The organism is Micromonospora arida (genome assembly GCF_042873195.1).
GTDB lineage: Bacteria > Actinomycetota > Actinomycetes > Mycobacteriales > Micromonosporaceae > Micromonospora > Micromonospora arida.
In genome coordinates this window covers 1-14,034 of record NZ_JBIALC010000007.1, presented here as the reverse complement: position 1 = coordinate 14,034, position 14,034 = coordinate 1, and the positions used below count along the sequence as shown (strand labels likewise).

Here is a 14,034-nt window from a genome sequence, read left to right as displayed (position 1 = left end):
TTACATGAATGTCTTGAGGTGATCGGATTCGCCTCATGCTCAACTCTGTAGACAGTGCGCGGATCTCTCGTACCCGAAGATCTGCGGCGGCAGCGGTCGGCGTCACCCTCGTCGCCGCTCTGCTCACCCCCACGGCGGCGCACGGCGCCCCACCGCCCCCACCGCCGCCGACGACGAGATCCGCTCCGAGCGGCAACGCGGACCGCGCACCCGTCACGGTCACGCTGATCACCGGCGACCGGGTGACGGTGACCCCGGGCGTCCACGGCGCAAGCCCCTCGGTGGATGTCAAGCGCGCCCCGGGTGCCACCGGCTCCGTACGCGTCTCCACGGAGGGCCGGGACACCTACGTGTACCCGGACGAGGCGTTGCCGTACCTCGCCACCGGTCGACTCGACAAGCAGTTGTTCGACGTCACCCAGCTCATCGCCCAGGGCTACGACGACGCACGGACCGCCGAACTCCCCCTGATCGTCACCCGCACGACGGGTGCGGCGAAGCTCAGGGCCGGCACCACGCTGCCGGGCGCGCAGACCACCCTGGAGCTTCCCTCCGTCGGTGGCGAGGCGATCCGCACCCGCCGATCGCAGGCCGCGGACTTCTGGGCGGCCCTCACCGATGGACAGTCGCCGACCGGCCGCAGCGCTGCCACCCCGGCACCCTCCTTCGCGGCCGGCGTCGACAAGGTGTGGCTCGACGGCAAGGCGAAGGCCACCCTGGCCGACACCACCTCCCAGATCGGCGCGCCCGCGGCGTGGGCAGCGGGTGGCACCGGCAGCGGTGTCCGGGTCGCCGTCCTGGACAGCGGGGTGGACACCACCCACCCGGATCTCGCCGACCAGGTGGTGGCCTCCCGGAGCTTCATCCCCGGCCAGGACGTGATCGACCGGAACGGGCACGGCACCCACACCGCCTCCACCGTCGCCGGGACGGGCGCCGCCTCCGGCGGCAAGGAACGGGGCGTGGCCCCCGACGCCGACCTGGTGATCGGCAAGGTCCTCGACGAGTACGGCAGCGGGTCCATCTCGGGGATCATCGCGGGCATGGAGTGGGCGGCGCGGGCCGAGCACGCCAAAGTGATCAACATGAGCCTCGGCGTCAGCGCGTGGCACACCCAGGACGACCCGCTGAGCCAGGCCGTCAACCAGCTGACCGCCGAGACGGGCGCGCTCTTCGTCGTGGCCGCCGGCAACAGCGGCCCAGACCCGTACACCCTCGGTGCGCCGGGCACCGCGGACGCCGCGCTGACCATCGGCGCGGTGGACACCTCCGACCACCTGGCGCAATTCTCCAGCGTCGGACCCCGGATAAACGACGAGGCCCTCAAGCCGGACATGACCGCTCCCGGGGTGGACGTGCTGGCGGCACGCTCGCAACACATTCCCTGGGGTGAGGGCTACTACTACGCCGACAGTGGCACCTCGATGGCAGCGCCGCACGTCGCCGGGGCGGCCGCCCTGCTGGTGCAGAAGCACCCGACCTGGAGCGCACGGCAGATCAAGGACGCGCTGATGAGCACCAGCGTCCGCACGCCCGACTACGACGCCTACCAGGCCGGCAGCGGTCGGTTGAACGTCGCCGCCGCCTACCACCAGGACCAGGTCGTCGCGTCCGGGTCGGTGGACGCCGGACTCGTCGGCTGGGGCACCGCACCACAACCGATCAAGCGGACGATCACCTACACGAACACCACGGACAGCCCGATCGCGTTGGAGCTCTCCGTCGACGGCGGCACCACCCCCGCGCAGACGTTCACGGCAACCGCCGACCGCGTCACGGTGCCCGCTCGGGCCAGCGCGACGGTCGACGTCGTGGTGGCCCCGGCCGGCCTTCCCGCCGGCAGGTACTCCGCCCAGGTCACGGCCCGCTTCGCCGCCGGCGAGGTGCACACGGCCGTCGGGCTCGCCGTGGAGTCCAAGAAGCACAACCTCACCATCCACCTGAAGGACCGCGCCGGCCGACCCATGAGCGGTGAGGTCGAGGTCGTCAACGCCGAAACCGGTTCGGCCTTCATGTGGGTGCCGGACGGAAAGCTCACCGCCCGCCTCGCGCCCGGCTCGTACACCGTCGTCGCGGCGGCGGACGTGGAGGGTCTGCACGGGCCCCGCTCCCTCGGGCTCGCGATGCTGACCGCTCCCGAGGTCGACCTGAGCACCGACCGGGTCGTGGAACTCGACGCTGCCAGGGCCCGCCAGGTGAAGGTGGCGACACCCCAGCCGACCGCCGTCGTCCACAGCAGAATCGACGTCTACCGCTCCTTCACCTCGAGCGAACCGACACCCGCCGACTGGAGCGCCCTCCGCGAGACGTTCTGGCCGGGTGCCGCCTACGACAGCCTGTGGGCCCTGCCGACCGGGAACAAGGTGCGCAAGGGCAGCTTCGTCTTCACCACCCGGATCCGCGCCGAGCAGACGCCGCTGGCCATCAGCTACCCCGGCCGGCAGCTCAGCGACCCGCTCGCCCAGCCCGGTTCCCCGCCGCTGCCCGACGGCACCTCGCGCCTGGACGCCGTCTTCGCGGGTGCCGGCGGCACCGCCGACTACGCCGGCCTCGCCGCCCGCGGCAGGGCCGTAATCGTCCGCGCCACCGACTCGGTGACCCCCACGGACCAGGCAGCGGCGGCGCACACCGCCGGTGCAGCGATGCTCGTCGTGGTCAACGACCGCGCGGGCCGTAAGAGCGACTGGTACGGCAACCCCGACGCCGTGACGACCGGACCGATCCCAGTGGCCTCGGTGACGATGGACGAGGGCGAGGCGTTGATCCAGAAGATCACCGCTGCGGGCCGCAACCCGGTACGACTGGTCGTGGTCGCCCACCCCAGGGCGAAGTACCTGTACGACCTGGTGGACTACCACAGTGGCGGGGTGCCGAAGGACCCGTCCGCCAAGACCGACCCGCGCAACCTCGCCCGGATCGATCTCACCTTCTCCCCGCCCCCGGGGAAGCAGTCCAGCGAGACCCGGATGGACTTCCCGCCGTACGAGTACGCGGCAGCGCGGCCCTTCCCGTTCGAGCCGGTCGCGCCGGGACCACGTACCGACTGGGTCTCCGCGGGCGGCGGCGTCAAGTGGATGCAGTACGCCGACGTCGCCGACTGGGCGCGGTCCAACACGGAGGCCATCGCGTACCGGCCGGGCAGCGTCCAGAAGGACCGCTGGTTCGGGCCCATCACCCGGCCACGGCTGCTCAGCACCGAGATCCCGTTCCGTGGTGAGACCGCCATGAGCGCCTACATCCAGGGTTTCGGCGACGCGGGCGCCGCCCACAGTGGCGGGGCCAGCATGTCGCAGATCGCCACGTTCTATCAGGGCGACAAGCAACTGACCCAGTTCGACGGCTGGCCGGAGGTCGGCGCGGGTGACCTGTCGCCGGAGAAGCTGCCGTACCGACTGGTCGTCGAGACCACTGGCAAGCCCGAGTTCAGCCCGTACTCGACCGCCACGCACACCGAGTGGAGCTTCATCTCCGGCGGCAGCACTGAGGTGCAGGCCATCCCGCTGGTCCAACTGGACTACGGAACGGACGTGGACTTCGCGGGTCGGACGAAGCGCCGAACCGACTTCTCGATCACGCCCGTGGTGGTGGGCAGCACCGCTGCCCGAGACGCCGTGTCGTCGCTCCAGTTGGAGATCTCCTACGACGACGGGGTGAGCTGGCAGCGGCAGGACCTGCGGGAGAAGAAGGGCACCTGGCAGGCGTCGTTGAACGCGCCGCACCGGGCCGACTTCGTGTCGATCCGGGTCACCGCCAAGCAGCGCAACGGTGGCGGCGTCACCCAGACCGTCACCCGAGCCTTCGGCCTGCGGTAGAAAAACCGCCGGGGGCCGGCGCCGATGAGGTGCCGGCCCCTCCGGGGCACCTCATTTCGACAACGGCACCAACAAGTCCGGCCCCCACACTGTGGGGGCCGGACTTATATCACTTTCAGTGGTAGCGGGGACAGGATTTGAACCTGCGACCTCTGGGTTATGAGCCCAGCGAGCTACCGAGCTGCTCCACCCCGCGTCGACTGGTTAAGACTAACCCACCCGTTCCGGCGATGATCAGCGGGGGTCACCAACCGCTGGGGCCCGCCACGCCAGAAAGTCGAAAGCCCGCCTCCGGTGACCCGGAGACGGGCTTCGAACTTGTAGCGGGGACAGGATTTGAACCTGCGACCTCTGGGTTATGAGCCCAGCGAGCTACCGAGCTGCTCCACCCCGCGTCGGCTCGCTAACCGTAGCGCACCACCCCCGGGCCCCGCAAAACGACATCCGAATCCACCGGACCGCGGTCCGGCACGTCCCGGTCAGCCAAGCCACCTCCGGATGGCGGCGACCGCGCGGCGGCTGTCCGCGTCGACCTGCGCCCGCTGGCTGGAGGTGCCCTCCCAGCCCCCCTCCCAGAGAATGGTCACCACGTCGCCGACCCGGATCGCCCGGACCAGGCGAACGACGTCCGCACCGGTCGGGTCGCCGTTGACGTCCTGACCCGCGCTGCGCATCTCGAACAGCACCGACTCGTCGCCGAACCCGCTGTCGGAGATCAACCGCTGCCTGCTCTCCCCCAGCGTGTCGTCGCCCGGCATCTTCTGCACCGGGCAGTCCCGCACCGCCTGCCGCAACTCCTTCAGCACGTCGTCGGCGCGCCCGGCCCGGTAGATCGTGATGGAGTGCGTGTAGGTGCCGTCCGGGACGTACCCCTTGGGGGTCTGCGGCAGCTTGTAGATCAGGAGCCGAGTACGGCGGTGCACGACCGCCTCACCCCCGATGTCTGCGCCGCACAGGTTCGGCAGTACGGCCTCGTCCCGGAACTCTGGCGCGATGCCCACCTGGTTGGTCGGCGCGAGCGCGAAGAACGCCCGATCCGGGATGCTGGTCGGCGTCCTGGCGGGCTGCGTGCCGGTGGCACCCGGAGACGTCGTACCCGGAGAGCGGCCGGGCGTGGTCGGCGGGACGGACGGCGATGGCGAACCGCCAGTCGCGCTGGGAGACGGCGACGTCGACGGCGTCGGCGTGCCGGCCGGCGCGGGTACGGACGCCGGCGGCGGGGTGACCACCTGGGCCCCGATCACCACGCCCACCACCACCAGCCCCACGGCGAGGGTCCCCCCGGCCGCACGGAAGCGGGCCCGACGGTCCGCCTGATGCCGGAGCACGTCGGGAAGGCCCAGATCGCGAGCGTCAGCGTCGGCGGCGAGGGACCTGTACAATTCGGACAGTTCACGCGACATCAGTGGCCTCCAATTCCACGACAGCCAGATCGGGCAGCAACGCGGCGAGTCGGGCCCGCCCGCGGGAAAGCCACGACTTCACCGTGCCAACGGGTACGCCGATCTCATCGGCGATCTCCTCGACAGGCATGTCGAACAGGTAGTGCAGCGCCAGGGCTCGCCGGTGGGTTTCCGGCACCTGACGCAGGGCCTGGACCAGCAGCACGCTGTCCTCGCTGGGCGGAGACACCGACGGCGGAGGCCCGGCCAACCGCAACGCGCCCCGCAGACCGCGCAGCCGCCGCCAGCGGTCGGTCGCCAACCGGGACACCACCAGCCGCAGCCACGCCTCCGGCGCCGGATGCGCCGACAACCTCCCCCACTGCCGCCAGGCCCGGGCGTACGCCTCCTGCACCAGGTCCTGCGCCTCGTTGTAGTCGCCGACGACCGCATAGCCGTACCGCATCATCCGCCGCGTCGTACTGCGGTAGAAGTCATCAAAGCTTTGCCCGTCCCTCACAATTGCTCCCCCTCATCCACCCCGTTGCAATTGAGGACGGCGGACAGGTCCCGCAGGTTGCGGCCAACTGCCCCTGTCGGCGAGGTGACAAAGGGGGGCACAGCCCGGACGCGGCGGAGCCCCCGCCGTTCGGACCGGTGCGGTCCGAACGACGAGGGCTCCGAGACGTACTCCCGGCGGTGGCGGGCGGGTCAGCCGCCGGCGCTCGGGCTGGCACCCGGCGCACCAGCGGCCTGCTGCGCCTGCTGGAACGCGGTGAGCGCCTCGTCGAGGGCCTTCAGCGCACGCCCGTACCGCTCGAAGTCGCCCGACGTCTGCGCGGCCCGGACCTCGGTGATCGCGGTCTGCACCCGGTCCGCGGCGGCAGCCAGGTCACCGGTCGGCGGTGGCGTGCCGGCGCTCGGGGTCGGCGTTGGCGCCGCCGTTCCCGAAGGCGCCGGAGTCGGCGTCGGGGTCGTCGGGTTGCCCCCGGTCGTCGGTGGCGGCGACGTGCCCTGCCCGGCCTTCTTACCCTGCTCGACCAACTGCTTGATGCCGTCGTTGATGTTGTCGGCGAGCGCCACGAAGGAGCCACCGTCACCGTACGAGAGCAGCACCTTCTGCAACAGCGGGTACGCGTCCTGCTGGTTGCTCTTCACGTAGACCGGCTCGACGTAGAGCATCCCGTCGGCGAACGGCAACGAGAGCAGGTTGCCGTACTGCACCTGCGCCTGGTTGCTGGAGAGCAGGTTGAGCTGCTGACGGATGTTCGCGTTGTTGGTCATCTGCTGGTGCACCTGCACCGGGCCGGAGATCCGGGTCTGGTCCGGCAACTCCAGCACCTCCAGCCGGGGCTTCCCCTCGACGTACGACCCGGAGATCAGCGCGGCGAGGTTCTGCCGCCCGTTCGGGGTGACCGCCGAGGTGAGCTGGAACCGAGGGCTCTCCTGCCCGGGGAACTGGGTGAAGAGGTAGTACGGAGGCTGCTTCTGGCCGCTGTCCGGAGCGTCCGGCACGTTGGGCACCTGCCAGAAGTCCTGCGCCGAGTAGAAGTCACCCGGGTTCGTCACGTGGAACTTGGTCAGCAGGTTGCGCTGCACCTTGAACATGTCCGCCGGGTAACGCAGGTGCTCGGTCAGCTCGACCGGGATCTCCGCCTTCGGCAGCACCAGGTCACCGCCGAACGCCTTGTTCCACGCCTTGAGCACCGGGTCGGTGTCGTCGTACTCGTAGAGCTTCACCGTGCCGTCGTACGCGTCGACGGTGGCCTTCACCGAGTTACGCATGTAGTTGACGTCTTCCCGGGCCAGCTGGAAAGTGCCCCGGTTGGTCAACTCGTCGGTGGTCTCGGTCTGCAGGTTGACCTTCTCCGCGTACGGGTAGGAGGCCGCCGTGGTGTAGCCGTCCACGATCCACTGCACCCGACCGTCGACCACCGCCGGGTACGGGTCGCCGTCCAGGGTGAGGAACGGCGCGACCTTCTCCACCCGGTCGCGAGGGTTGCGCACGTAGAGCAGCTTGGAATCCTTGTTGACCGCCTCGGAGAGCAGGAAGTTCGACTCCTGCTCCTTGATGGCGTACAGCAGTCGCCGGGTGAAGGAGCCGATCTCCACACCGCCCTCACCGGTGTAGGTGTAGGACTCGCCGCCGCCCTCACCGACCGGCCGGTCGAACTCGGCCTTCTTGTTCGGGTCGGACTGTCCGACGATGGCGTAGTCGTCGGCCGCCATCCGCTCGCCGTAGTAGATGCGCGGCTGCTTGGCCGGGATCTGCTCGGTCTGCGAGGAGCACGCCTCCTGGGTCTTCTCACCGAGGAAGCCGGAGACGAAGAACGGCTGCCCGCCGCAGACCACCTGGTTGGCCGGGGCGGCCACCAGCCCGTACCCGTGGGTGTAGACGGTGTGCCGGTTGATCCAGGTGTTCTGCTGGTCGGTCAGCTCGCCGTAGTTGATCTCCCGGACGCCGACCACGTAGTCGGAGACCTTGCCGTTCACCCCGTACCGGTCGATGTCCAGCTTCGGACCGAAGTCGTAGAAGCCACGCACCTGCTGGAGCTGGGTGTAGGTCTCGCTGACCAACTGCGGGTCGAGCAGTCGCACGTTCGACACCACCGAGGTGTCGGTGGCCAGGTTCGCCGGTGGGGTGAGGTTGTTCGCCGCGTACGGGGTCGTCTCGGTGGCCCCCAACCCGAACGCCGCCCGCGTCGCGTCGATGCTGCGCTGGATGTACGGCGCTTCCTTGTCCTTGGCGCTCGGCTTGACCTCGAAGGTCTGCACCGCCCAGGGGTAGATGCCGCCGATGGCCACCGCGGACACGCCGAGCAGCGCCAGCGAGATCCCCGGCCAGACCAGGTTCCGCATCCAGGCGTTGGAGAACACGAGGATCGCGATCGCCACCACGATCGAGATGTAGGCGAGGATCTCCTTCGCCGGCAGCAACGCGTTGACGTCGGCGTAGCCGGCGCCGTACAACTTGGCGCCCTCGTTGTACTCCAGCAGCATGGCCCGCCGGTCCAACACGTACGCGATCGCCTTCAACAGCACGAAGACCGCGACCAGGGTGCTCAGGTGCGCGCGGGCCGCGTTGCTCATCCGGTCGCCGACGCCCTGCAGGCGGACCCCGCCGAAGAGGTAGTGCACCGCCAGCGCGCCGATCACGGCCAGCACCACAGCGGTGAAGGCGACCCCGAGCAGGTAACGCCAGAACGGCAGTTGGAAGACGTAGAAGCCGATGTCGACCCCGAACTCCGGGTCCTTGACGCCGAAGTCACCGCCGTTGCGGAAGAGCAGCCACTGGTTCCACCGGTTCTGCGCGGAGAGACCGGCGAAGAGCCCGACCACCGCGGCGGTCAGCGAGATCCAGGTGCCGAGACGCGGGCTGAGCACCATCCGGTAGCGCTCCAGGGTCGCCTGCTCCACCGAGTGCGGACGCAGTCGCGGGCGCAACCGGTAGGCCAGCCACAGGTTGCCACCGACGATCACCGCCATGCCGAGGCCGATGGCGAGGAAGAGCACCAGCCGGGTGAGCAGGACGCCGGTGAAGACCTCGGTGTAGCGGACCTCGTCGAACCAGAGCCAGTCGGTCCACGCCTGGACACCCCAGCCGAGCAGGGTGAAGAGCACGAACACCCCGACCAGGACCGCGATGGTGACGCGCCCGCGCCGGCTCATCCTCGGGAGGGGGCTGCTGCTACGCATGACCACTGTTGGCTCCGCACGCTCGATATGATCGGCTCCGACCAGGCACCCAGAGTACGGGGTGTTCCTGAGCGTGTCGGGGCACGGTCACACCGGTCAGCAACGCGTCGGCTGACCACCCGCGCGCAACGTCTCCAGAGCGGTCATCGCCTCGTCCAACGAGCCCACCCGCAACAGCGGCAGATCGGGCTGCGGATTGCGGACCGCCTCCGCGCAGTTGTCCGCCGGCACCAGGAAGACCTTCGCCCCGGCGCGCTTGGCGCCGACCAGCTTCTGGGCGATCCCGCCGATCGGGCCGACGGCGCCCTCGTCGTCGATGGTGCCGGTGCCGGCGATGATCTGGCCGCCGGTGAGGTCGGCCGGGGTCAGCTTGTCCACGATCCCCAGGGCGAACATCAGACCGGCGCTCGGCCCACCGATGTCGCCCAGGTCGATGCCGAGCGTGAACGGGTGTGGCTGCTGCTGATCGATCTCGACACCGATCCGCGGTCGGCCGTCCTGCTCCTGACTGGTCACCGTCGCGGTGGCCGGCACGCCGTCACGGGTGTAGCCGACGGTCAACGCCGTGCCCGCCGGCTTGGCCCGGACCAGTTCGGTGACCTTCGCAGCCACCGGCACCGGCTGGCCGTCGACCGAGGTGATCACATCGCCGGCCTTCAGCGCCCCGGCCGCCGGGCCGTCCCCGGCCACCGTCTTGATCACCACCTGCACCGGAAAGCCCAGCTCCCGCAGCGCGGCGGTCTCCGCGCTGGTCTGCGACGCCTTGAAGTCCTCGGCGTTGCGCTGCTCGACCTGCTCCGTCGACTCCCCCGGCGGGTAGACCAGCTCACGCGGCACCACCGCCTCGTCGTCGGAGAACCAGCCCGCGATCGCCCCCCGCAACCGCACGGTGGGTTGCACCCCCACCGTGGTCAGCCGCAACTGGCCGGCCGAGGTCGAGGTCTCCCGACCGGAGACCTGGATGACCTCCTTACCGTCGGTCGTACCGAGGGTGTTGACCGTCGGCCCCGGGCCCAGCACCACGTACGGAATCGGCACCCGGAGCACCCCGATGCTCAGCAGGGCGGTGAACAGGGCACCGAGCAGGACCGTCAGGCCACGACGTCTCATGCCGCAGAGCGTACCGACCGGCTGCGGGTCACCCGCCGGTTGCGCCGCGCGACTTCGCCCTCAGCGCAACGCCAGCGGCGGCTACCTGGGGCGCGGTCCGCGTACCGTAGATGTCGTGCCTGATATTCCGTTCGGTTTCGCGCTCCCGGGTGGGCAACCACCAGACCCCAACGATCCCGCGCAGATGCAGCAGTTCATGTCGCAGTTGCAGCACCTGCTCTCCGCGCCGGGCAGCGGGCCGGTCAACTGGGACCTGGCCCGGCAGGTAGCAGCCAGCCAGCTCGCGGCCGCCGGTGACCCGGCGGTGTCGATGTACGAACGCAACGCGGTCGAGGAGGCGCTGCGCCTCGCCGACCTGTGGTTGGAGCCCGCCTCGGCGTGGCCCTCCGGCATCCAGAACCCCGTTGCGTGGAACCGCAACGAGTGGATCTTCAAGACGCTCGACGTGTGGCGCAAGCTGTGCGACCCCGTCGCCAGCCGGATGGTCGGTGCGATGGGCGACCTGGTGCCACCGGAGGCACGCGCCCAGCTCGGCCCGATGCAGTCGATGGTGGCGTCCCTCGGTGGCGCGCTCTTCGGCGGTCAGCTGGGCCAGGCCCTCGGTTCGCTCGCCGCGGAGGTGCTCTCCGCCGGCGACATCGGGCTGCCGCTCGGCCCGGCCGGCACGGCCGCACTGATCCCGGCCAACATCCGGGCGTACGGCGAGGGCCTGGAGCTGCCCGAGGACGAGGTCCGCCTCTACGTGGCGCTGCGCGAGGCCGCCCACCAGCGGCTGTTCCAACACGTCCCGTGGCTGCGTGGGCATGTGCTCAGCGCGGTCGAGATGTACGCCTCGGGCATCCGGGTCAACCGGGAGGCGATCGAGGAGGCGATGGGCCGGGTCGACCCGACCGACCCCGAGTCGATGCAGGCGATCGCCCTGGAGGGCATCTTCACCCCGGAGGACACCCCGGCGCAGAAGGCGTCACTGGCCCGCCTGGAGACCGCACTCGCCCTGGTCGAGGGCTGGGTGTGCCACGTCGTCGACAGCGCCGCCAGCGACCGGCTGCCCAACGTCGTCCGGCTGGGCGAGGCGTTCCGCCGTCGCCGGGCCGCCGGCGGTCCCGCCGAGCAGACCTTCGCCGCGCTGGTCGGTCTGGAACTGCGCCCCCGCCGACTGCGCGAGGCCGCGGCTCTCTGGGCCGCGCTCACCCAGCACCGTGGCATCGAGGGCCGCGACGCCGTCTGGGGCCACCCGGACCTGCTCCCGTCGGACGACGACTTCGCCGACCCGGTCGCCTTCGCGATGAACGACATGGACCTCAGCGAGCTGGACAGCTTCGACTTCACCGCCCCCGGCGGGGTGGAGGAGAAGGCCCCCGGCCAGTCGGATCAGTCCGGTCCGTCGGGTCAGTCCGGTCCGTCGGGTCCGTCGGGGCAGTCCGGTCCGTCCGACGAGACCGACGGCGGGGGCGACACCAAGTCCTGACGCCCGCGCATCGACGGCCTGCGCCGCGGGTGCCCGCAGATCGACAGCGGGCACCCGCGGCGCGTTCGGCGGTACCGACGGTTCAGGTGGGGGCACCCGCGGCGCGTTCGGCGGTGCCGACGGTTCAGGCAGGTCGGCCCGACCCGGAGAGCAGGGCGCGGGTCGCTTCCCAACCCTCGAAGGCCGGGTCCAGCGTGGCCAGGTCAGCCGGGCCGCGCAGTCGTCGCCAACCGGTGGTGACCGCCACGTCACCCGGGCGCGGGGCGTTGGCCCGCGCCTCAGCAGGCGTCGCCGTGTCCAACTCCAGCGTCGGCAGCCAGTCCGGCGCGGGCAGTCGTACCGCGACCCCGAGCAGGCCCGGGCCGCCGCCCTCGACCGGGGCCACCGCGACCGGCCGACTGGTGAGTGGGCGGAGCAGCTTGCCGACGGTCAGGGCAGGCAGGTCAGGCACGTCACTGACCAGCACGGCCGCCTGGTCGTACCCCTCCAGCGCGGCGAACACGGCGTTCGGCGTCGGCTCGGCCACCTCGTACACCGCCGTACCGGGCCACACGAGCGCATCGGCCAGGGCCCGGTCGGCCGGGGTCACCGCGACCGCGACCTCCACCTCGTTGAGCGTGACGAACAGGTCGATCACGTCTTCTGCGAGAGCCGCTCGCCACTGCGCCAGGTCGACGCCGGGCGGCGACCAGTGCACCGGCCCGAGCAACGCCACCACCAACCGTCGCGCCATCCCCCGACCCTAGTGCCCCACCCCACGCAGCCACTCCACCCGGCCCGCCCTACCTAAGGCCGACCCACCTACCCGAGGCCGATCACCCGACGCAAACGATCCGAACCGGGCAATCCGACCCAACCCCGAGCGGCTCGGCGCGGCGCGGCGGCAACATGATCGACTCGGCTTCATTGAAGTCGGGGCGTCCCGGCAGCCTGGATAGCGCGTTTTTCAGGAAGGCGAGTGGATCTAGGCCGATCGCGCGTCAGACAGCGGCCGGCGCTCGGCGCGGCGCCCAGGGGCTCGACCCGCGGCGTCCGAAGAGCGCGGCGCGGTGTCCGAAGGGTTCGGCGGGCTGCGCCAGCGCCTCGGGGGTGTGTGGATCAGGTGGGGAGCGGTGCACAGGAGGAGGCGGCGGCGACCCCTTCGAGGTAGCCGCGGGCGCGTTCCGCCTTGGGGTAGCGGCCGACCAACGCCCAGAACCGGGAGTTGTGGCTGGGCACGATGAGGTGCGCCAGCTCGTGCAGCAACACGTAGTCGATCACCCATTCGGGCATCTCCTGGACGCGGTGCGAGATTCGGATGCTGCGGTCCGCCGGCGTGCAGGAGCCCCACCGGCCGTTCTGGTTGGTGACCCATCGGACGCTGGCCGGCAGCGCCTTCGTGGCGTATCCGGCGAGGTAGAGGTCGATGAGCCGATTGGCGCGGGCCAGCAGCTCGTCGTCGGACCGGGCGAGGCGCCCCTCCCGGGCGGCGAGCCGGGCGAGCATCCGGTCGACCCACTCGCTCTCCTCGGCACGGGAGAACTGGTCGGGGATGAGGACGACCACTCGCTCACCGTCACGGTACGCGGACACCGTGCGTCGTCGACGCTGACTGCGCCGCACCTCGACGACCGGCTTGCGCGTCCCCGCCATCACTGGGCCGCGCAGCCTCGACTACGTGTCACGAAGGAAAGCTAATGCCCACTGACCAGGGGTCCGCAAGGGTCAACCGCACGACACGCGCCCAGAAAATGGTGATTGGTCGCCAGGCGTCCCGAAAATTTCTTGACCGCAGCGCCATCGCGTCATCTCGTCACCCTTGGTGAACGCCGATGGCGCCGGTGCGAGGCGCGTCTCCACCGTAGGTGATCACCGCCCCGGATGCCGCTGCGGGGGCACTCGCACGGGTGGCTGACAGGGTTTGGTCGGCGTGTCCCCGCCAAACTGACTTATCCGACCTATTTCGCCATGCACACTCTCGACGTCGACTTGCTCACAGTGTCGATGCACAGCTGACATGGAACTGCCCAGACCTGGGTAGGGTCCGCGAACCAGCGGTCACGAAGGTGGCCGCGGAGTGAGACCCAGCGCCGGCGCCCCGTGTGGCCCGCCGCCGGGTACCCCGCCGGAACGGCATTGACCGGCGGACGAGACGAGGAGGGCACCGTGGCCGACCAGGCCCAGACGACCTACAACGGTTACTGCGTGAAGTGCAAGGAGAAGCGGGACTTCGAGGGGCACGTCGAGGTCTCGAAGACCGGAATGAACATGGCCAAGGGCAAGTGTCCGGTATGCGGTACAACAGTGAACCGCATCCTGGGCAAGGCCAAGGTCTGACCCGAACGGGTGAACGGGGGTGGGGGGGGCGCCGGGCCCCCCCCCCCCCCGGGCCGGGTCGGGGGTTACTGGCACAGCGGGGGGTGGGCTGTCGGGGGGGCGCCCCCCGCCCCCCCGCCGGGCGGGCGCCCCCCGCCGCGCCCCGCCCCGCGCGCGGGGGGGGCGCGCCGACGCTGCCACCCGCGCCGTGCCCGAGGACGAGCAGGGCGGTTGCCGGGCGGACCGGCAGGTCGGTGTCGATCCACGCCGG

The 14,034-nt window shown here is 70.6% G+C and carries 10 protein-coding genes and 2 tRNA genes; 4 read left to right on the top strand and 8 right to left on the bottom strand.

The window, feature by feature from the left end:
- The first annotated feature begins 35 nt into the window (after positions 1-35).
- A complete protein-coding gene (locus tag ACFYP0_RS20895; protein WP_386997237.1) occupies positions 36-3,812 on the top strand; it encodes a S8 family serine peptidase in 3,777 nt (1,258 codons plus the stop codon).
- Positions 3,813-3,931: 119 nt separating this feature from the next.
- Here ACFYP0_RS20895 and ACFYP0_RS20890 read toward each other — a convergent pair.
- From ACFYP0_RS20890 to ACFYP0_RS20880, 3 genes are all read right to left on the bottom strand, one after another.
- Positions 3,932-4,008 (bottom strand) — tRNA-Met (locus ACFYP0_RS20890).
- A gap of 125 nt (positions 4,009-4,133) precedes the next feature.
- Positions 4,134-4,207 (bottom strand) — tRNA-Met (locus ACFYP0_RS20885).
- 84 nt (positions 4,208-4,291) lie between these two features.
- Positions 4,292-4,813: a hypothetical protein gene (locus ACFYP0_RS20880; RefSeq protein ID WP_357008658.1), complete on the bottom strand. Its 522-nt coding sequence runs from the start codon at positions 4,811-4,813 to the stop codon at positions 4,292-4,294.
- On the opposite strand from ACFYP0_RS20880, the gene ACFYP0_RS20875 reads away from it, so the two are divergent.
- The gene (locus tag ACFYP0_RS20875; RefSeq protein WP_357008655.1) at positions 4,806-5,129 is read left to right on the top strand and encodes a hypothetical protein; all 324 of its coding nucleotides are present in this window, start codon (positions 4,806-4,808) and stop codon (positions 5,127-5,129) included. The two genes, ACFYP0_RS20880 and ACFYP0_RS20875, sit on opposite strands and share 8 nt — an antisense overlap.
- Before the next feature lie 75 nt (positions 5,130-5,204).
- Here ACFYP0_RS20875 and ACFYP0_RS20870 read toward each other — a convergent pair whose 3' ends face one another.
- The 3 genes from ACFYP0_RS20870 to ACFYP0_RS20860 form a co-directional block, all read right to left on the bottom strand.
- Positions 5,205-5,714 (bottom strand): RNA polymerase sigma factor, encoded by a 510-nt coding sequence (locus ACFYP0_RS20870; RefSeq protein ID WP_357008652.1) that lies wholly within the window; start codon positions 5,712-5,714, stop codon positions 5,205-5,207.
- Between the two features lie 191 nt (positions 5,715-5,905).
- On the bottom strand, positions 5,906-8,890 hold the full coding sequence (locus ACFYP0_RS20865; RefSeq protein ID WP_357008649.1) for a UPF0182 family membrane protein: 2,985 nt from the start codon (positions 8,888-8,890) through the stop codon (positions 5,906-5,908).
- Between the two features lie 96 nt (positions 8,891-8,986).
- Positions 8,987-10,000, bottom strand: a complete 1,014-nt coding sequence (locus ACFYP0_RS20860) for a YlbL family protein (protein WP_357008645.1) — start codon at positions 9,998-10,000, stop codon at positions 8,987-8,989.
- 115 nt (positions 10,001-10,115) lie between these two features.
- Between ACFYP0_RS20860 and ACFYP0_RS20855 the strand changes: the two genes are divergently transcribed.
- The gene (locus ACFYP0_RS20855; RefSeq protein ID WP_357008641.1) at positions 10,116-11,468 is read left to right on the top strand and encodes a zinc-dependent metalloprotease; all 1,353 of its coding nucleotides are present in this window, start codon (positions 10,116-10,118) and stop codon (positions 11,466-11,468) included.
- Between the two features lie 124 nt (positions 11,469-11,592).
- Here the strand turns inward: ACFYP0_RS20855 and ACFYP0_RS20850 are convergent, their stop codons facing one another.
- Together ACFYP0_RS20850 and ACFYP0_RS20845 are read right to left on the bottom strand one after the other, a co-directional pair.
- The gene (locus tag ACFYP0_RS20850) at positions 11,593-12,201 is read right to left on the bottom strand and encodes a hypothetical protein (protein WP_357008638.1); all 609 of its coding nucleotides are present in this window, start codon (positions 12,199-12,201) and stop codon (positions 11,593-11,595) included.
- A gap of 365 nt (positions 12,202-12,566) precedes the next feature.
- On the bottom strand, positions 12,567-13,100 hold the full coding sequence (locus ACFYP0_RS20845) for a M48 metallopeptidase family protein (protein ID WP_124853456.1): 534 nt from the start codon (positions 13,098-13,100) through the stop codon (positions 12,567-12,569).
- 513 nt (positions 13,101-13,613) lie between these two features.
- On the opposite strand from ACFYP0_RS20845, the gene ACFYP0_RS20840 reads away from it, so the two are divergent.
- Entirely contained in the window at positions 13,614-13,784 is a 171-nt protein-coding gene (locus tag ACFYP0_RS20840; RefSeq protein WP_167457767.1) for a DUF5679 domain-containing protein, read from the top strand.
- Positions 13,785-14,034 lie beyond the last annotated feature (250 nt).

Excerpts from the sequence above, each read along its gene's own strand:
- ACFYP0_RS20860 (WP_357008645.1), bottom strand. The coding sequence starts at position 10,000 with ATGAGACGTCGTGGCCTGACGGTCCTGCTCGGTGCCCTGTTCACCGCC.
- ACFYP0_RS20850 (WP_357008638.1), bottom strand. The coding sequence starts at position 12,201 with ATGGCGCGACGGTTGGTGGTGGCGTTGCTCGGGCCGGTGCACTGGTCG.
- ACFYP0_RS20865 (WP_357008649.1), bottom strand. The coding sequence starts at position 8,890 with ATGCGTAGCAGCAGCCCCCTCCCGAGGATGAGCCGGCGCGGGCGCGTC.
- ACFYP0_RS20875 (WP_357008655.1), top strand. The coding sequence starts at position 4,806 with ATGCCCACCTGGTTGGTCGGCGCGAGCGCGAAGAACGCCCGATCCGGG.
- ACFYP0_RS20845 (WP_124853456.1), bottom strand. The coding sequence starts at position 13,100 with ATGGCGGGGACGCGCAAGCCGGTCGTCGAGGTGCGGCGCAGTCAGCGT.
- ACFYP0_RS20895 (WP_386997237.1), top strand. The coding sequence starts at position 36 with ATGCTCAACTCTGTAGACAGTGCGCGGATCTCTCGTACCCGAAGATCT.